This is a genomic window from Microbacterium sp. BH-3-3-3 (assembly GCF_007679045.1).
In the GTDB taxonomy this organism is placed as follows: domain Bacteria; phylum Actinomycetota; class Actinomycetes; order Actinomycetales; family Microbacteriaceae; genus Microbacterium; species Microbacterium algihabitans.
In genome coordinates, this window is record NZ_VEFS01000001.1 from 802,815 (window position 1) to 820,351 (window position 17,537).

The 17,537-nt window shown below is 70.1% G+C and carries 20 protein-coding genes; 11 read left to right on the forward strand and 9 right to left on the reverse strand.

Features of this window, described 5'->3' with window-relative positions; translation table 11 throughout:
- Positions 1–42 precede the first annotated feature (42 nt).
- The 3 genes from FS769_RS03750 to FS769_RS03755 all read left to right on the forward strand — a co-directional run bounded on the left by FS769_RS03750 (position 43) and on the right by FS769_RS03755 (position 2,645).
- Positions 43–2,049 (forward strand): AarF/ABC1/UbiB kinase family protein, encoded by a 2,007-nt coding sequence (locus FS769_RS03750; protein ID WP_144829555.1) that lies wholly within the window; start codon positions 43–45, stop codon positions 2,047–2,049.
- A 107-nt stretch (positions 2,050–2,156) separates the two neighbouring features.
- Complete coding sequence (locus tag FS769_RS16760) at positions 2,157–2,318, forward strand: hypothetical protein (RefSeq protein ID WP_186325409.1); 162 nt, start codon at positions 2,157–2,159, stop codon at positions 2,316–2,318.
- A gap of 66 nt (positions 2,319–2,384) precedes the next feature.
- A complete protein-coding gene (locus FS769_RS03755; protein WP_144829558.1) occupies positions 2,385–2,645 on the forward strand; it encodes a hypothetical protein in 261 nt (86 codons plus the stop codon).
- A gap of 103 nt (positions 2,646–2,748) precedes the next feature.
- Here FS769_RS03755 and FS769_RS03760 read toward each other — a convergent pair whose 3' ends face one another.
- Positions 2,749–3,414, reverse strand: coding sequence for a hypothetical protein (locus tag FS769_RS03760; RefSeq protein ID WP_186325410.1), 666 nt, complete (start codon positions 3,412–3,414; stop codon positions 2,749–2,751).
- Between FS769_RS03760 and tatA the strand changes: the two genes are divergently transcribed.
- The gene (gene tatA, locus FS769_RS17035; protein ID WP_230704188.1) at positions 3,413–3,874 is read left to right on the forward strand and encodes a twin-arginine translocase TatA/TatE family subunit; all 462 of its coding nucleotides are present in this window, start codon (positions 3,413–3,415) and stop codon (positions 3,872–3,874) included. The two genes, FS769_RS03760 and tatA, sit on opposite strands and share 2 nt — an antisense overlap.
- Positions 3,875–3,942: 68 nt before the next feature.
- Positions 3,943–4,674, forward strand: a complete 732-nt coding sequence (gene tatC, locus FS769_RS03770; RefSeq protein WP_144829568.1) for a twin-arginine translocase subunit TatC — start codon at positions 3,943–3,945, stop codon at positions 4,672–4,674.
- 61 nt (positions 4,675–4,735) lie between these two features.
- Here tatC and FS769_RS03775 read toward each other — a convergent pair whose 3' ends face one another.
- Both FS769_RS03775 and FS769_RS03780 read right to left on the reverse strand, forming a co-directional pair.
- Positions 4,736–5,089 (reverse strand): hypothetical protein, encoded by a 354-nt coding sequence (locus FS769_RS03775; RefSeq protein ID WP_144829572.1) that lies wholly within the window; start codon positions 5,087–5,089, stop codon positions 4,736–4,738.
- A gap of 94 nt (positions 5,090–5,183) precedes the next feature.
- Positions 5,184–5,459: a helix-turn-helix domain-containing protein gene (locus tag FS769_RS03780; RefSeq protein ID WP_144829575.1), complete on the reverse strand. Its 276-nt coding sequence runs from the start codon at positions 5,457–5,459 to the stop codon at positions 5,184–5,186.
- Between the two features lie 340 nt (positions 5,460–5,799).
- Between FS769_RS03780 and FS769_RS03785 the strand changes: the two genes are divergently transcribed.
- Entirely contained in the window at positions 5,800–7,275 is a 1,476-nt protein-coding gene (locus FS769_RS03785; protein ID WP_144829578.1) for a sugar transferase, read from the forward strand.
- A 71-nt stretch (positions 7,276–7,346) separates the two neighbouring features.
- On the opposite strand, the gene FS769_RS03790 is transcribed toward FS769_RS03785, so the two are convergent.
- Positions 7,347–8,981 carry a polysaccharide biosynthesis tyrosine autokinase gene (locus FS769_RS03790; RefSeq protein WP_230704519.1) on the reverse strand — a complete coding sequence of 545 codons (1,635 nt, stop codon included), beginning with the start codon at positions 8,979–8,981 and terminating at the stop codon, positions 7,347–7,349.
- 395 nt (positions 8,982–9,376) lie between these two features.
- On the opposite strand from FS769_RS03790, the gene FS769_RS17040 reads away from it, so the two are divergent.
- Positions 9,377–11,845: a LuxR C-terminal-related transcriptional regulator gene (locus FS769_RS17040; RefSeq protein ID WP_144829583.1), complete on the forward strand. Its 2,469-nt coding sequence runs from the start codon at positions 9,377–9,379 to the stop codon at positions 11,843–11,845.
- Here the strand turns inward: FS769_RS17040 and FS769_RS03800 are convergent.
- Complete coding sequence (locus FS769_RS03800; protein WP_144829585.1) at positions 11,823–12,035, reverse strand: hypothetical protein; 213 nt, start codon at positions 12,033–12,035, stop codon at positions 11,823–11,825. The two genes, FS769_RS17040 and FS769_RS03800, sit on opposite strands and share 23 nt — an antisense overlap.
- Positions 12,036–12,066: 31 nt before the next feature.
- Positions 12,067–12,753 (reverse strand): DUF998 domain-containing protein, encoded by a 687-nt coding sequence (locus tag FS769_RS03805; RefSeq protein WP_144829588.1) that lies wholly within the window; start codon positions 12,751–12,753, stop codon positions 12,067–12,069.
- 503 nt (positions 12,754–13,256) lie between these two features.
- Here FS769_RS03805 and FS769_RS03810 point away from each other — a divergent pair.
- Positions 13,257–13,448, forward strand: coding sequence for a hypothetical protein (locus tag FS769_RS03810; protein WP_144829592.1), 192 nt, complete (start codon positions 13,257–13,259; stop codon positions 13,446–13,448).
- Between the two features lie 167 nt (positions 13,449–13,615).
- On the opposite strand, the gene FS769_RS03815 is transcribed toward FS769_RS03810, so the two are convergent.
- On the reverse strand, positions 13,616–13,993 hold the full coding sequence (locus FS769_RS03815) for a hypothetical protein (RefSeq protein WP_144829594.1): 378 nt from the start codon (positions 13,991–13,993) through the stop codon (positions 13,616–13,618).
- An 80-nt stretch (positions 13,994–14,073) separates the two neighbouring features.
- Between FS769_RS03815 and FS769_RS03820 the strand changes: the two genes are divergently transcribed.
- Positions 14,074–14,664 carry a MarR family winged helix-turn-helix transcriptional regulator gene (locus tag FS769_RS03820; protein ID WP_144829597.1) on the forward strand — a complete coding sequence of 197 codons (591 nt, stop codon included), beginning with the start codon at positions 14,074–14,076 and terminating at the stop codon, positions 14,662–14,664.
- Between the two features lie 23 nt (positions 14,665–14,687).
- On the opposite strand, the gene FS769_RS03825 is transcribed toward FS769_RS03820, so the two are convergent.
- A complete protein-coding gene (locus tag FS769_RS03825; protein ID WP_144829600.1) occupies positions 14,688–15,395 on the reverse strand; it encodes a triacylglycerol lipase in 708 nt (235 codons plus the stop codon).
- Positions 15,396–15,506: 111 nt separating this feature from the next.
- Here FS769_RS03825 and FS769_RS03830 point away from each other — a divergent pair, with 111 nt between their 5' ends.
- Complete coding sequence (locus tag FS769_RS03830; RefSeq protein ID WP_144829604.1) at positions 15,507–15,752, forward strand: hypothetical protein; 246 nt, start codon at positions 15,507–15,509, stop codon at positions 15,750–15,752.
- Complete coding sequence (locus tag FS769_RS03835) at positions 15,752–17,194, forward strand: glycosyltransferase (protein ID WP_144829607.1); 1,443 nt, start codon at positions 15,752–15,754, stop codon at positions 17,192–17,194. The genes FS769_RS03830 and FS769_RS03835 overlap by 1 nt, the downstream gene beginning before the upstream one ends.
- Positions 17,195–17,346: 152 nt before the next feature.
- Here the strand turns inward: FS769_RS03835 and FS769_RS03840 are convergent, their stop codons facing one another.
- Positions 17,347–17,535, reverse strand: coding sequence for a hypothetical protein (locus FS769_RS03840; protein WP_144829610.1), 189 nt, complete (start codon positions 17,533–17,535; stop codon positions 17,347–17,349).
- Positions 17,536–17,537 lie beyond the last annotated feature (2 nt).

The following is a 17,537-nucleotide window of genomic DNA, read 5'->3' on the forward strand; positions in this document are numbered from 1 at the left end:
CCGCCTCGTGGCGGGTGAGCGACGGGCCGATACGCTGACCCCGTGGTCGCCACTCTGCTCATCTCGATCTCCGCCATCGTGTCTGCGGTGCTCGTGGGGTTCGTGGCCCGCCGCGTCCTCGGCACCGCAGTGGGGTGGCCGCGCAGCATCGTGGTCGGCCTGCTCGTCTTCTTCCTCGGCGTGCCGTTCACGCAGTGGACGTTGCGCCAGACAGGGCTTCCGGATGCCACGACGCCCATCCCCGCGGACGACGTGTGGTTGTGGGTCGGGCTGATCGCCCTCTCCCTCGCGTGGGTCTTCGCGTTGGGCGTCGCCGCCTTGGTCGCGAGCGAGGCGATCTTCCCCACGCGCGCGCTCCCCAACCCCGTCGATCTCGTGCGCGCCGCGCTGCGCCAGCGAAAGCGCACGCGCCGGTACCTGGAGATCCTCGCCATCGCCTCGCGTCACGGCGTCGGCTGGCTGTTCCACGGCGGTCGTTCACGGGTCGAAGAGCAGTTGAGCACCTCCGAGGAACGCGCGAACGCGATCGTCGCGACCATCAACGACGCCGGGGTCAGCTTCGTCAAACTCGGGCAGGTGCTCTCGACCCGTCGAGACCTCATCCCGGAGCCCTACCTGAGCGCGCTCGCCTCCCTTCAGACGAAGGCGACCACGTTGCCGTGGGACACCGTGCGGGCGGTGATCGAGACGGACCTCGGTCGCCCCCTCGATCAGGTGTACGCCGACGTGGACCCCTCTCCCCTCGCCGCTGCCTCCGTCGCGCAGGTCCACCGCGCGCACCTTCTCGACGGCACCGCCGTGGTCGTGAAGGTGCAGCGTCCCGCCGCGCGCGCCCAAGTGGAGGCGGATGCCGACATCATCGGCCGACTCGCGCACCGGGCCGAGATGCGCACGCGCGTCGGGCGCGATCTGCGCATCGAGTCGGTCGCGCGCGGCTTCACCGCCACCCTGCTCGAGGAGCTCGACTACCGCATCGAGGCCCGCAACACCATGATGGTCGCCTCGACGGTCGATCTCATCGACCGCGCGGAGCCCGACCGCCGCAGCATGGTCACCGTTCCGCGGATCCACGCGGCAGCCTCGCATCAGCGCGTCCTGACGATGGAGCTCGTCGACGGCACCGCACTGAGCGATTCCGCCGAGCGGTTGGCAGCGATGACCGCCGACGACCGGGAACGGCTCGCACGGGTGTTGATGTCGACGGTGATCGAACAGATCCTCGTCTACGGGGTCTTCCACGCCGATCTGCATCCGGGCAATGTCCTCCTCCGCGAGAACGGCTCCCTCGGGCTCATCGACTTCGGCGCCGTCGGAGTGATCGAGCGCAGCCGTCGCCAGCACATGACCGCGTTCCTGCTCGCCGCCCTGAGCGAGAACGACGTCGCGGCCACCGACGCCCTGCTGCTGATCGTCGATCCTCCCGACGACCTCGACGTCGAGGCCTTCCGCCACGATGTCGGTATCGTGCTCACGACCGAACACCTGCGCACCACCGGGCAGGGTTCGATCTTCACCCGCATGGTGGATGTGATTCGCCAACACCACATCGCGCTCCCGGGCGAGCTGGCTTCGGCGTTCCGCAGCTTCGCCACGCTCGAGGGGTGCCTCCGGGTCATCGTCGACGATTTCGACATGGTCGGAGAAGCCCTCCCGCTCATGCCGAGCCTTCTGCGGCGCACCGTTTCGGCGAAGAAGATGCTCACCGACCTGCAAGCGCAGAGCGTCATCTCGCTCGCCCGGCTGCAGCGCATCCCCCGTCGCCTCGAGAACCTCCTCGCCGGCGCCGAGAAGGGGTCGATCGGCATCACCCTCCGCGGCGAGAGCGGCGACGACGTGGGCGGCATCCTCGGCCGCACCACCGCCGAGATCGCCTCGACGCTGGTCTCCATCGCCGCCGTCGTCCTCGCCGTGGTCCTCGTGGTCGCCGGCGGGGGTCCCGTTCTGGGCGGATCGATCACGCTGTTCGGCGTGCTCGGCGCCGTGATCGGCCTTTTCGGATTCCTCGGACTCCTGCGCATCGTCCGCAGAACGTTCACCAGAAAAGGCTGACACGCGCGAATCGATGGTCTCCGGATGCCGCGTCCGGGCCGTCCGCGGCGCTACCGTGACATCAACCACCTCACCGGTGGGCAATCGGGCTACGAAGGAGAAGTCCCATGATCGCTCTCGCCGCTGTGTTCTGTGCCGTCATCGTCTGGGCGCTCGCGTCCGTCGCCGTCGGCGTCGGGGTGGGTCGGATGATCACCCGCGCCGAGTCCGAGTCGGTCCTCTCGGTCGCGGGCGCCCCGCACGAGCTCGTCCCCTCCGGGCGCCTCTGACGTCTCGCCATCCGGCGGAGCGGAGGGCACCTCGCTCGGCGAGTCCTCCGCCGTGACGGACACGGGGTGAGGCGAGCCAGCGCTCGACTCACGCCGTTCCTTGGCGTCGCCCCCCTCACCTTCCGACTCACCCTGAGAGGCGTCCGCGGTCGTCTGCTCCCCTCCCGTCGCCGCATCCCGCGCGGCGGTGTCGGCGAGTTCGCGCAGGATCCGGCGCGGATGAAGAGCGCGCGGGTCGTACTCGCGCCAATCCGGCGCCAGATCGTCGAGTTCGTCGACGACCTGCGACCGCCCCTCGAGGTAAAGGGCGTGCAGCCGACCCAGTGAGCGCGGGATCGTCTGACGAAGCTCGCGCAGCCGTGAGGGTCCGAGGATCACCCCGACGAGGATTCCGACGAGGAGCAGTTTGTCGAGTCCGAAATCGAACATGTCACTTCCTCCACGGGGCGGGCGGGTCTGACGGCGTGAGCTGCGCCTGTCGGTACTCCCGCCGCGTGCGGGGGGCCGGATCGGCGGCGGAGGCACTCGGGCCGGTGGGTCGCAACGATCCGACGGCGCCCAGGATCGCCGAGACGGCGCCGGTGGCCTGGCGCTCGAACGCGAACCACGCCGAGGCGGGTCCGTCGACGGGGTCGACGATGTCGTCGGTCTCGGCGTTCGTGCCCGCCGAGGCGAGTCGGGCACCGGCGCAGGCGCGCACGAGCTCCGCCCACGAACCGGCCGAACCACGCACGGACGGAGCCTCGGTCAGCCGGGCGAACTCGCGGATCGTGAACGTGGAGGCGATGAGATCCGGGCGCAGATCGAGCACGACGCGACGGTGAGCGGCTTCCGCGCACAGCACCGTGTCGCCCGCCCGCAGGAGGCTCTCGTCCAGACGGCGCGAGCGATGGGTGTCGAGCGACAACCCGTAGGTCCGTCCGATTCGCAGGACGTCCTCGGGCACCGCGTGCCCGGGTCGCGCCGCCGTCCCGGCGCTGTGCACCGCGAGGCGTCCGGCCCGCGCCTGCGGCAGCCGCGACGAGAGCAATCCGGCCACGAACGGTGAGCGGATCATGTTCGCCGTGCACAGCACGAGGATGCGATCGACGGTCATGAACGGCATGCGCGCATCACGCCCCCTCTTCTGCGAGAGCTCGCCCCGCCGCTCCAGTAGAACGCGTGAACCGGCGCAGTCGGCCGATCGGCCTTTCTTCGCCAACCGGGTGAATTTCCTCGGGGTCCGGGCGATGTTCGCGCACCCGCGCCCCCTTCTCATGATGTCGGGCGTCAAGCATGAGGAGTACCGCCGTCTATCGAAGGGTTCCCACATGGGTATTTTCGGCAATGCGTTCTCTGGCTGGCACCTGCTCCTCATCCTGGCGGTCGTCCTCCTCTTGTTCGGTGCCGCCAAGCTGCCGAGCCTCGCCAAGAGCGTCGGTGAATCGGTTCGCATTCTGCGCGCCGAGACGCGCGAGGCGAAGGGCGACAAGACGGAACCCGCGTCGGCGCCCTCTTCCGCGACGGCGAACGACCAGCCGGGCCGCAATCCGTCAGGCCCGTCGTCGTCCACGTGAGCTCCCGCACCCGCGTGCGCGATCGGCGCCGAAGCCGACACGCCGACGGCACAGGGAGCGGCGGGGCCATGTCCCTCCTGTCCCATCTGTCCGAGTTCCGTCGACGCGCCACGGTCTCTGCGATCGCCATCATCGTCGCGGCCGTCGGCGGCTTCCTGCTCTCCGACCTGGTGATCGAGGCGGCATCGGCGCCGCTGAGCTCCGTGCAGGGTCCCTCGACGACCAGCCTCAACTTCACGCGACTCGGCGAAGCCTTCGATCTGCGGTTCAAGATCGCCATGACGCTCGGCATCGTGCTCGCGGCCCCCGTCTGGCTGTCCCAGGTGTGGGGCTTTCTCGTTCCCGGTCTGACCTCGCGCGAACGGCGGATGGGCATCGTCTTCGTCGCTACGGCGCTTCCGCTCTTCTTCGGAGGCGTCTTCTTCGGCTGGAGCGTCATGCCGCAGATCGTGCACGTGCTCGCGAGCTTCGCGCCGGCCGGTTCGACCACCCTGCTCACCGCGAGTCAGTACTTCGACTTCCTCCTCAAGCTCGTCGTCGGCGTCGGAATCGCCTTCGTCTCTCCCCTGGCCGTGGTCCTGCTGAACGCCGTCGGGGTGCTGAGCGCACGGACGATCATCCGCGGGTGGCGCGTCGCGCTGGTGATCATCGTCGTCTTCTCGGCTGCGGTCACGCCGCCCTCCGACCTGATGAGCATGCTCATCATCGCCCTTCCGCTGTGCCTGCTCTATCTGGGCTCGGCCGCGTGGGCGTGGGTGCACGACCGGCGAGCCGCGCGGAAAGCAGCCGCGGCGTCCTGACTCCGGCCGCACAGACGCCCGACGACGTCGTGGGTCATCCGCATGCCACCGGGCAGCGACATCACCGGTCGTCGAAGACGGATCGCAAGACGCCGGTCGGCCCCAGATCGTCGGTCAGCCGCCGCCCCAGCGAACGAGCCGCGTCGGCGTCGAGAGCCAGGGCGATCCCCGCGCCCGTCTCGACGACCACCCACGTGCGATCGTCGTCGGTGCGCCGGAGCGCGCCGACCTCGACGTCACTGAGCGTCCCCGTCCCCCGCCCGGAACCGTCGCGGACCCAGGCTCGGAATCCGCGACCCGCGCTGCGATGATCTTCGTCGTCGGGGTGAACGGTCGCCCCGTGCGCGGTGACGCACCATTCGTAGGAGCATCGTCGGGTCTTCACCTCGCGGGCGAATCGATCATCAGCGGCCATGCCTGACACCTCTCTCTCGGGGCCGCCGCAGAACTCGGCGACCCGAACATCGGCGGGCACGAACACAGTGAACAACAGACCTCCGACACTGCCCTCACCGTTCGGGCGGCAGCCCCTTCGGCGGGGTCGGAATGAGGTCCGGCAGCGGCACCCCGAGCACCTCGGAGACGGCCACGATCGTCCGCAGACGCGGGTTGGCGGAAGTGCCCGGATTGGACTCGCCCTTCTCCAGCTTCCGGTACGTGAAGGTCGCGAGCCCGGCAGCGTGCGCGACCTGCTCCTGCGAAAGGTGCTGTTCGGAGCGCGCGCGGAATATGCGCATGCCGAGTTCGCGGACGAAGTCGGACCAGGGGTCGGGCGCATCGGTCATAGGTAAAGCTTGATCGGTGCATCACCCCCACATAGACATGTAAACATGCCTACGTCATCCTCGATCGCCTCTGAGTGAGGTCTTCGAGGCATGGTGAGGCGAACTGACGCAGGGGTGAGCGCGAGGGCTATGTGCGGTGCGGGCGGCGGGCGAGCCGCTCGGCGTGGACGCACCACCGGAGTGACGAGCGCACCAAGGAACGGGCTTCACCCCGCACCATCGCCCGGATCCCCGGTCTTTCGACCACCGCGAAGGTGGCAGAGTCCCCGCGCCCACCGTCGAAACCATCCCGGGGCGGTGGGGGGATCATCAGCCCCCGGGCATGGACTGCGGAGTATGCATGAACTCTTCCGTCTCACTCGTCGCCTCATCCGTCGAGTCCGACAATCTCACCCGGTCCGGCAGGGGCGTGCGCACGCCCTGGCAGAGGAAGTACTCCCACGTGGTGGCCGCCGTCGACACCGCGGTGATCGCCGCGGCCGTCTTCGGTGCGCAGGTGGCCTGGCTCGGCCCGGACCCTGTGCACGTGGCATCCGCGCCCGTCACCTATACGGCGGTGTCCTTCGGTCTCGCGGCGGCCTGGCTGGCGGCCCTGTTCCTCTGGGGTACTCGCCAGCCTCGCGTCATCGGTTACGGAGCAGCCGAGTACCGCCTCATCCTCGCCGCGTCGATGCAGATGTTCGGGCTCGTCTCGATCGTGGCCTACCTGAGCGACGCGGAGCTCTCGCGTGGCTACTTCCTGTTGAGCCTCCCGCTGGGCACCGCCGGCCTTCTGTGCGGGCGGCTCCTGAGCCGGCGATGGCTCTCCCGCCGTCGCGCCGCGGGGGCCATGAGCACGCGAGTGGTGCTCGTCGGAGCCGCAGACGAGAACGAGCGCGTCGCCGGCGAACTCTCTCGCCAGCCGAGCGCCGGCCTCCACGTCGTCGGAGTGCTCGCCCTCTCTCGCGCGGGATCGGGCCCCGCGTGGTCGGACGAGGAGGCGAACGCCCTGCGCGAGTGTCTGGCGACGTCCGGCGCCGACGGCGTGCTCGTCTCGGGCGGAGCGGTCCTCCAGCCCGCAGACATCCGCAGGATCGGCTGGAGCCTCGACTCCGGCCGACACCACCTCATCGTCGCGATGAACCTCATCGATGTCGCCGGCCCCCGGCTCCACACGAGGCCGGTCGCAGGCCTGCCCCTCGTGCATGTCGAGACGCCGCAGTTCTCCGCCACCCAGCGCGTTCTGAAGCGCGTCTTCGACATCGCCGGAGCCGGTGTGCTCGTGCTCGCCCTCGCTCCCGTCTTCGCGGTGCTCGCCCTGCTCGTGCGCGCCTCGGGGCCGGGACCGGTCTTCTTCCGCCAGGAGCGCGTCGGACAGGGCGGCGCGCACTTCGGCATGCTGAAGTTCAGATCGATGATCGACGGAGCCGACGCGCGGCTGCAGGAGCTGCTCGCCGAACAGGGGCGCGAGGGCACTCCCCTGTTCAAGATCGACAACGACCCCCGCATCACGCCTGTCGGGCGATGGTTGCGCAAGTACTCGCTCGACGAGCTGCCGCAGCTCTTCAACGTCCTCGGCGGGCAGATGAGCCTCGTCGGCCCGCGCCCGCAGCGCGACGCGGAAGTGGAGTTCTACGACGACGACGCCCACCGTCGGCTCATGGTGCGCCCGGGGATGAGCGGGCTCTGGCAGGTCAGCGGCAGATCCGCGCTGGCCTGGGACGATGCCCTCCGACTCGACCTCTTCTACGTCGAGAATTGGTCCCTCGTCGGCGACATCGTGATCCTCGCCCGCACGTTCAAGGCGGTCGTGGCTCCCGGCGACACCGCGCACTGACGAACAAGGGGGGAGGCGCCGATCCATCGGATCGGCGCCTCCCCCCTTTGCACGTTGTCAGGTGCGGAGGTTCACTTCCCCCGCGAACGGCGCAGGTGCGCGGAGTCTTCCGCTCCCGAGGGGGCTCCGACCATGGCCGGATCACCAGTCGGCTCACCCACAGGCGCGCCAGTCGTCCTCCGGTGGGCGAGAGTCCGCAGCCCTCGCACGTTCTCCGGCGGGACACCGCCGGACGCGCGACGCGACGCGGAATCCGCGTCCGATACCGCGCCCGCCTCCGCCGGTACCCGGCGCCGGAGGCGCCACCAGGGTCCCCGAGTCGAGGCCGGCACGCCGTAGCCGTAGTAGCCGCCGTACTGGGCTCCGTAGTAGCTCGAGTCCGCGCCGCGCAGCGGCATCCGGTTCAGCACGACGCCCAGGAGGCGGCCACGGGTCTTCGCGAGGTTCTCGGTCGCGCGCGTGAGCATGTCGTCGGTCGTACGGCCGACCGTGACCACCAGCACGGCCCCGTCCGCCCAGCTCGCGATGACGGCCGCATCCGCCACCGCCAACGTGGGCGGGGAATCGATGATCACCACGAGGTCTTCGGCGAGCTTGCGGGTCAGCGCCTGCATGCGCTGAGAACCGACCATCTCAGTGGGGTTGGGCGGCGTGCGCCCGGCCGCCACGACGAACAGGCGCCCGTGCTCATCGACCTGATGTGCGACCTGCTCGATCTGTGCACGGCCGGCGAGGACGTCCGAGAGCCCCACGTCATCGGAGAAGCCGAAGATGCCGCCCAGCACCGGTCGTCGCAGGTCGGCGTCGATCAGGATGACGGACTGTCCCGTGGCCGCGATGCTGACTGCGAGGTTCGCCGCAGTGGTGGACTTGCCGTCACCGGGGAGCGGACTCGTGATCACCATGATGCGGGCGGGGCGGTCGACGTCGACGTACTGGAGGTTCGTGCGCAACTCGCGCATGGCCTCCTTGTGAGCGAACGATCCCCGACCGTCCTTGATGTCGTCGAACGAGAACACCGCTCGACCGCCGGCGAGGTCCTTGTCGACGGGGAGCACACCGACGACCGACGCGTCGACGGCGTCGGTGACGTCGCGGGCGTTGCGCAGCCGGCGATCGAACGCCCGGCGCACGAGCGCGAACACGACACCGGCCACGGCACCGAGCAGACCGCCGATCAGCACGTCGAGCTTGACGTTCGGAGACGACGGAGCGTCGGGGAGGCGCGCGGAATCCCCGGCGATCAGACGCACGGCGCCTTCACCGTTCCCGCCCGTCTCCAATCCGTTGACCTCGGAGGTCATGCCGTGGATCCAGGCCTCGGCGAGATCGCGGGCCGCTTCGGGCGTCGACCCCGTGGCATCCACCCGGATGTTCACGGTGTCGACCGGATTGGACACGTGGATGCGCTGCACGAGGTCTTCCGGGCTGTCATCGACCCCCAACTGCTGCCGCGCCGACTCGGCGACGCTGCGCCAGTAGCCCATGTCGACGAACGACTTGACCTTCGACAGCGCGAGCTGGTCTCCGGCGAGGGCTGCTCCCGTCGACCCGTCCGACGAGGTGGCCGCGACGTACCCGCTGGCGTCGGCGGTGTAGACGCGCGGTTGCACGGCGCTCCAGGCGAACCCCGCCAAGCTCCCCACGATCGTCAAGGCGACGATCGCCTTCCAGTAGGCGCGCAAGATGCGCACGACCTTCTGCATGTCCACTCGGATCCGCCTTTCGCGATGCGGCGGAGACACCGCCGGGTCGCCGCAGCATAGGCACGAGTCCGAGATCTCTTCGCGCGCGCCTTCGCACCGCGGCGACGGGCGAAAGACGGCGCTCGCCGATCAGCCACCGCATCGGCGGAGCCCGCTGACCGACAGGGTCCCGCGCTGCGAGGCACCGCCGGCCCACCGGCCGGACCGCCGGAGGGTGAGAAAAAAGGGTGAAGAGCAGGGGGTGATGAGGGGATGACAAGGGGGATGAAAGATCGCCGTTTCGACGGATCGAATGCCGCATCACCCCGAAGATCATCTCGACACGCACGGCACACCGCCGCGTGGAGATCGCGCTCGCCCGAGAGCGCCGACGTCGCGACACTTTGGAGGTACTCATGCTGATCGATGTGGAGACAGCGCCCGATGGCATCCGTGCGATCCGCCGGACCAGCCGATTCTGGACGACGCGCCACGAGGCGATCGCCCGCGTGCGCGAGGCCATGTCGAGCGACGTCGTGCTCCTACGAGGTCCCGCCGGCGTCGGAAAGACCTCGCTGCTGCGCCAGTTCGCGGCCTCTATGGAGCACGACCCGGAGCGCGGCGTGCAGTTCATCGACGGCGGCGTGACGGGTGCGAAAGAACTCTCGCGCGTCCTCGACGCCTTCTCGGACGGACCGAGCCTGCACGTGCTGCTGATCGACAACTTCAACGAGGCCGAGGGACTCACGACCGACGACGTCCTCGCCCTCCTGCGCGCCGACACGGCCCTTCGCATCGTCGTCGCCACCCGCCAGGCGACAGGGCTCGAGAGCCCGCTGGTCGCTCTCGAGTTCGACGTGCAGGTCGTCCCCGCCCCGCACCTGCTGATGTCGCAGCAGGAGGTGGCGTCCGTCCTCGCACTCAACGGCGTCGAGAGCACAGAGGTGGGGGTCGAGACCCTCGTCGAGCGCACGCACGGCTGGCCGGCGCTGTGTCAGCTCGTCGCCGCCCGCCTCCGGCTCGAGGGCCTCCCGTTACGCACCCGAGACGAGGCCATCGTCGCGGCGGAGCACGCCGGGGCGACCTTGACGGCCGACATGGAGGAGCGCCTGTCGCAGGTCATCACCGACGAGGTCCGCCTTCTCGCGGTCGCCCCGTACGTCACCGTGCCCCTCGCGGACGCGCTGGGGATCGATCCGACGGTCGGCTCGGTCCGCCAGCTGATGAGCGAACTGCAGAGCGCGGGGTTCATGTGGCCGAGCGCGACGCGCTTGACCCTCGCGGAGCCGGTCCGGGAGCAGTGGCTCCGCGACATCGGCACGCGCAAGCCCGAGCTCGTCAGCTCCGCCCAGTCGAAGCTGCTCGACCACCTCGTCCGCGGCGGCGAGCAAGTGCGAGCCGCGCAGATGGCAGCCGGTGCCGAACGGTGGGAGATGCTCGCCTCGATCCTGCGGTCCTCCGGACCCGAGATCTGGGCGCGCGACAAGGCGGCCTTCTCCCGGCTGGTCGGAGTGCTGCGGACGACGGCGCCGCTGACTCCGCGGACCATGGACGCGTTGCTCGCCCTCGATCCGCAGACCGCCTGCTCGGCCGAGACCCCGACCGCCGCCGTCCGGGTGCTGACGCAGCTGCCCGACGCGAAGAGCGCCTCATCGACCGATGTCGAATCGCTCGTCCTCCGCGTCGGCATCCTGCGAGCGGCCGGCCGTTTCGCCCTCGCGACCGAAGCCGCCTCACTGCTCTCCGACGCGCTACGCCGGTCGTCGGAATCCGGTGCGGACGCGACCGCCGAGGGGTGGTACCAGGTGGCCATGACCTCGTTCGCGATGGGCAAGCTGCGCGATGCCGGTCTCGCGCTGGCCCAGTCCGAGCGGGTCGCTCCCCCCGCCCGCAAACTCCGCGCCCGGGGGGCCCGCGCAATCATCGCCCTGATGGAGGGCGACGTCGCCGAGGCTCGCAACATCGCGCGTCAGAGCGCCGAGGACGACTGGGCGGCTTCGCCCTGGGGGGAAGGGATGCGCATCGCGACCGCGTGGCTCCTCCTCGAAGAGGGCGACGCTCCCGCTGCGCGATCGATCCTCGACGACGTCAGCGCCACTGCGGGCGCGCGCGAGCTCTGGCCCTACGCCGCTGCCGTGCACGTGCAGTCCTACCTGCTGTCGGAGGCGGCGCCCGATGCTCTCGGTCTTTTGCGGTCGTGGACCGCACGCGCGCGCAGCACGCCGCCGTCGCACTTCCAGTCCACGCAGATCCTCACCGCGCGCGCCCGGGTGCTCATCGCGCTGCGCCAGGCGCGCAAAGCGCTGGCTCTGTTCGAAGGGCCCTTCGCCCTGTCGTCGACGACCGCTCCGGCGATCGCGCTCTCGCAGTTGTACGCCGGACGCGCCCACGAGGCCTTCGTGATGAGCGTGAAGTGGGGTCTGCACCATGAGCCGTCTCCCCGGGCCGCTCTGGAGAGCCTGGTGGTCAGCATCGTCGCCGACGTCCGCTTGAACGGCGTGGCCGCGCACCGCTCGGCCGTGCAGCGCGCCGAGGCGCTGAGCATGCGCTACGGCCTGTGGAGTCCGTGGAGTGCGGTCGCGCCGGAGGACCGTGCCCTCGTGCTGCGGATGCTGTCGCCGACGGCACGAGAGCAGGTGGAGAAGCGCGCCTCGTTCTTCGCCTCGTCGGTGAGCGTTCCGCACCTGACGCGTCGGGAGCAGGTCGTGCTGGCACAGCTGACGCCGACCTCGACGATCGCCGACATCGCCCGAGCGCTCGTGGTCTCGCCGAACACCGTCAAGACCCAGCTGCAGAGCCTCTACCGCAAGCTCGAGGTCTCCGACAGATCGAGCGCGATCCGCGCCGCGCACGCCTGGGGTCTCATCGAGACCGAGGTGGAGTGATCGCACGGTCGCGGCGCCGGCGACGCGCACGTCCGATGACGACGCGCGCGAGGACCAGCGCCGCAACCACGATCAGCACCCCCGGCACCGAGAGGGGAACGCCTGCACCGCGCAGCACCGCGAGGATGACCACGAGCGCGGCGAACGACAGCAGCCAGGTCAGCAACCGTCGGAGTCGGTGAAGTCGCACGCGAGACACGGTAATCGCTCGGCGGACCGATTCAGACCGACGAGCCCCGGCGGACGGCCTGGCGATGGTCGGCGGCGACCTGCAGTCCGAATACACCGAACCAGGCGATCGCCAGGGTGGCGGCCGTGAACTCGAGGTTGCCGCCCAGCGCGGTGTCCCCCCGGAAGAGGGCGATCATCGCCCCGGTGAAAGCGGTGACGCCGACCGCGATGAGCGTGACCACGCTCGTCGCGCGCATCCACGGACGACGGCGGATCATCGCGACCTGCCCCATCGCGACGATCGCGAGCACGAATCCCAGCACGGCGAACGTGATGTGCAGGAGATCCTGAGGGAGCGAACCGGGAGTGAAGGGAACGGGACAGCCCGGCGAGCACGTGACCACGGAGGCGACGCCGAAGCAGAGCCCGCAGATCAGCAGGGTCGTCGCCACGGGCCACCCCACGACGTAGCCGACCGGCCGCGCAACGAGCGCGCGATCCACCAGCACCGCGGCCACGGCGAGCAGGAGCAGCGCGAGGTTGAACACCGGGGCCGTGGGCATCGCGGTCGCGCCCAACTGGCTGACGTATTGGACGCTCGGATCCCAAGCACGACACGACCAGATGAGGGCGGCACTGCCGAACGCGGCGGCGGCCCCCACATTCGCCAGCAGAGCGGGCCGGTGGGGGGCGTCTCGACGGACTCCCGAGACGGGCCGCTCGACGGTTTCGGTCATGGGTCCTCCCGGGTGGCGCCCGGCCACACTATCGCTTCGCCCCGTTGCCCCGCGCCGCGTGGTGAGGTGTGCGGCCGTCAGGGTGATTTCCGGGCCTTTGGGCTTCAGTCTGCCCCCGCGACGTCGGATGCTTGGTTCAGCGGGCAGAGCGAACGCGGCGCATGCGAGCCGGGGGGCCGCAAACGCAAGATGCCGACGCTCTGCCCGCACCTTCTTCTTCGCAAGCGGCCCCGCCGACAGCGTCTGATGATCTCTGACGCATTGACGGGTGATAACGCTCGATCAGCCTCTCAGACCGTCTGCATCACGTGCGATGCTCGACCTCGAGCAGCGGCGCAAACGGTTCTCCCCCAGGTTCCCAACCCGCCGACCGGTTGCTCTGGGAGGCACGGTTTCGCGGTCACGGAACCCGAACGGCGAGACCGTGCCTCCGCTTCAGCGGCTCGCTAGGCTAGCGGCGAACCGGAGGGAGCCCGATGACGAAACGGTCGACGCATCGCCCGGTGGCCGTTCTCCTGTGCGTCGCATCGGCGGCAGTGCTGGCCGCCCCGACGCTCCTCTTCCCCGCGGACTCCCCCACGGAGCCCAAGCTGGGCCTGCTCGCGATCGGCACGATGCTCTTCGCGCTCGGGACGATTCGCATCCGCAGCGAGCACGCGCCTCCGCCGACTGACGGAGACGTCACCGGCGACTGAGCGCCTCGAGTTCCCCCGCGGTGACGATGGAGATCGGTTCGGTGGGGAGGTCCCACGTGGCAGGAGGGTTCATTGCTCTCTTCCTCGAAGACGTTGTTCAGTGTGCGCCCTCGTAGCGAAGGAGACGGGACCACTCGCGGTCCCGGCCGTCCGCTCCCTCGGCCCGCTCACGCCGCTCGAGCGAGCGAGCGCGCCGCCTTGGCGCCCTGCGAAGCAGGACGGGTGGCGGAGCCGCGCTGAGCCGGCTCGTCCATCGAGATGTCGAGGCTCAGCCCTCGCGAGGAGTTGGCGTCGTTCGCCATGCGCTTGAGGAGGTTCTGGTCGAGAGCCTCGGGCTGCTCGGAGTCGAATACGAACCGCAGCGGAATGGACGGCTGCAGCCAGATCGTCGATCGGCCGGCGGGCTCGTCGGCGCCGTGGATCCACGAGAGCGTGAAGCTCTCGCCACGTCGCAGTTTCGTGGCGACCACGACTTTGACGTGTGCCAACATGCGGTCGTCGATGCTGATCGGCTCGGTCGTCGTGCCGTAGTAGAGCTTCGCCATGATGTACCCCTCTGCTCGTTGCTCGTTTCAGAACTTACTAGTTAGACTAGCGAATAGGCAAGCGAGATATTAGGAACCAGATGACGAACGAAGATCCGTCACCGCCCTCGTACTGGTACAGCGAGAATCGCGAAGACGAGCGCGGGGCGCGCATCATGGAGGCCATGCGGTCGTACCGCGCGGCCGAGATGACGATGCGCCGACGCACGCAGGATTCGATGGCGATGGGCGAGAACGAACTGCTCGTCCTGCGCTTCCTCACGCGCGCGGCGAGCGCCCAGCGCGACGTGACCCCGATCGATCTCGCCCGTCACCTGGGCGTCTCCACGGCATCGGTCACCGCCCTCCTCGACCGCCTCGAGCGCTCCGGTCACCTGACGCGCCGGCCGCATCCCGTGGACCGTCGCAAGGTGCTCGTCTCGACGACCGCCCACGCGGATGACGAGATGCGCGAGACCCTCACCGCCATGCACGCCCGGATGATGCAGGCCACCCGCGGAATGACCGAGAGCGAGACAGAGGCAGTGACGGCGTTCCTCCGCCGCATGCGCTGCGCCGTCGCCGATCTGTGCGTCGACGCCGGCGACACGTGCTGCATGATCTCCCGGACTTCGTCCGCGGCATCCGACACCGTCTTCGCACCGCGCATCGCCCACCCCGACGCCGCCTGAGTGCCACCACGCGGCCGGGTGGGTCATTCCGCCACGCGGACGACCTCTTCCACCACGCGCGGGTCGGCGAGGACGCGGAAATGCCCGCCCGTGGACAGGGGCACGTTCCGCGCACCCGCCAGTTCGCTGCCTTCGGGGATGTGCGGGTCGAAGACGCCGTAGATCGAGACGATGCGCGCGTTGGCCTCGACGGCCGCGGACAGCGCCCGCATCGTCGCATCCCCCGACGCGAAGGCGCGCAAGGACGGCGTCGGCATGACCCTGCTGTAGCGCGAGCCCCCGAACGGGGTCGCGACGGCCACCATCGCCCTGACGCGGTCCCCGAGCGGGCTGAACGCCATCAGGTGCTTGCCGATGAGGCCCCCCTTGCTGTGCGCCACCAGCACGACGTCGTCGAGGCCCCTCGTCTCGAGCAGAGAGCCCAAGCGGCGAGCCTGCTCGGCGATCGGTCGGCGGTTGTCACCGAGCTCGGTCACCGCGTGCACGGGGTGGCCTCTGTCGTGCAGCACCCGGGCGAGGGGTTCGAGGAAGCGCCAGGTCTCGTAGATGCCCGGCAGCAGGACGATCGGCGTGCCTGTTCCGCTCGTCAACCCCTCGGGGAGCGACCGACCGAAGGCCGCCCGTCGCTGCGCGGCGAGCGCGTAGCCGTAGTCGCGCACCCACCATCTCAGGTTCCGCGCCCGGACACCGGGCGTCCTCGAGTCGCGTGGGGGCACGGCATCCGTCGACATCCGCCCATCCTCGCGGCCTCATCGCGAGCGCGGAGGTGGGTTGCTCCGCACAGGCCTCCGTGCGACGCAACCCCGGCGTTCGACCCGCCGCGGCCGCCGTAGGGTGTCGCCATGGAAACCTCGGACATCCGCTGGAACGAGCCGGCCCGCCAGAAGATCCTCGACGACGCCGACAAGGTGCTGCGCGAGGCCGTCGTCGCCGTGGCACGCGAGAGCGAGGGGATCTCGTCGGACGAGGCCTTCGCGCAGATCAACGCCCGGATCAAGGACCGCTTCATCGACTACGAGCCCGGCCCCGACATCCGCACCTACGCCGACGCGATCGCCGCCGGGGAGATCCCCACCCACGACGCGTGATGGCGCGCGGTTCCCTTCTCCCCGCCGGCCGGCAATTCGTTCTGACCTGGGGCGTACCACGCGAATACGGCGGTCTCACCGCGGCCCTGTTCCAACGCTCGCGGCTGTTCGCCGGGCTCGGCAGGACGGCGGTGCACGTCCTCACCTGCGACGATCGAGACGACCGGGTGGCGGTGACCGCCGAGCTCGCTCGTCGCGGAGCCCTCACCGACGGGGTGCGACTGACCAACCTGTGGGATTGGCTGCGCGAGAACGATCTGCGCGGTCGGGCCGTCGGCGCGGGGGCGGGTTTCTCCCCCCTCGGAGGCGACGCGGATGCCGAGTACTCCGGCGAGACGCTCGTGCGACGGATCCGCACCGATGCCCGCGGCGCCGTCGCGCAGATCGATCACCTGCGCCCGGACGGGACCCTCGCCGCGAGCGACCGGCGGGACGTCCCGCACGCGTCCGGACGCCGGCGTCGCGTGATCGTGACGTGCGACGCCACCGGCGCGCCTCGCTCGGCGTGGCGGGGGGTGCGGGAGCTCTACGCGGCGTGGCTCGACCGGCTCACCGCCGGCGAACCCTCCTTCCTCCTCGTCGACAGCAAGGCGATGGCGCGGTTCGCGGCGGGATACCGACGACCCGGCGTCACCGTGCTGCACGTGGTGCACGGCTCGCACCTCACCGACGACGGCACCTCGATCCGCCCCTCGCGCGCGGAGGTCTTCTCCCGCCTGAGCGCGTTCGACGCCGTCGTGTTCTGCACGGCACGCCAAGCGGGCGACGTCCGACGCGAGGTGGGGGTGCTCCCCCTGTTGGCCGCTGTTCCGCATCCGGTGGCGATCCCCGAGGCCGACCTCGTTCGGCCGCGATCGGGTGCGACGGTGATCGCTCGTCTCGAACCCATCAAGCGGGTGGAGGATGCGATCGAGGCCGTCGCGCGCGCCCGCGCCCGCCTCGACGATCTGACCCTCGACGTCTACGGCGACGGACCCGCGCGCCTCCCTCTCGAACAGCGCGCGGGCGAGGGCGTGCGCTTCCACGGCTTCCAGCCCGGGGCTCGAGACACCCTCGCGTCGACGGGGTTCCTCCTGCTGACCAGCCGCTCCGAGGCCTTCTCGCTCGTGGTCGCCGAGGCGATGGCGGCGGGCTGCCTCCCGATCGCGTACGACGTGGCGTACGGTCCCCGTGAGCTGATCGCTCACGGCAGCACGGGGTGGCTGGTGCCCCCGGGTGACGTGGACGCCCTCGCCGACGCCCTCGTCGCCGCCTCATCCCTCGACGCCGCCTCGCTGCAACGCATGCGGCGTCGTGCGCGTGATCGCGCCCGCGCCTACGACGAGAACGCGGTGCTCGCGCGCTGGGGTCTCACACTTCGGCGAGCCCGACGTCGGCACCGCGTGCGTCAGTCGACCTGGCGTGTGCGCGAAACCCTTCGGCGCCGCCTTCGGATTGGCTGAATTCCCGCAGCGAGGCCGGTGGCCGGGCGTACTGTTTCTGTACCCGACCCCGGCATCGCCGGCGCGGATGACGCCTCATCTCGGCGTCCGCGACGACTCCCGCTCGTCGAGCCTGTCCCCCACCTGGCTCCGGACGGGGGTCGTCGTCCGGCTCAGCGGTCTTCGCCGTAGCCCTTGATGCTGCGCAGGTCGTCCTTCAGGTCCTGCTGGGCCGGGTCGTCGTCCTGCACCGCAGCGTCCGCGGCCCGCTGCTCGCGCGCGCCGTCCTTCTTCTCCTCCACACCGGCGTCGGTGGCGCCGTCCATGACGGGAGCGTCCTGGGTCTCTTCGCGATCGGTCATCG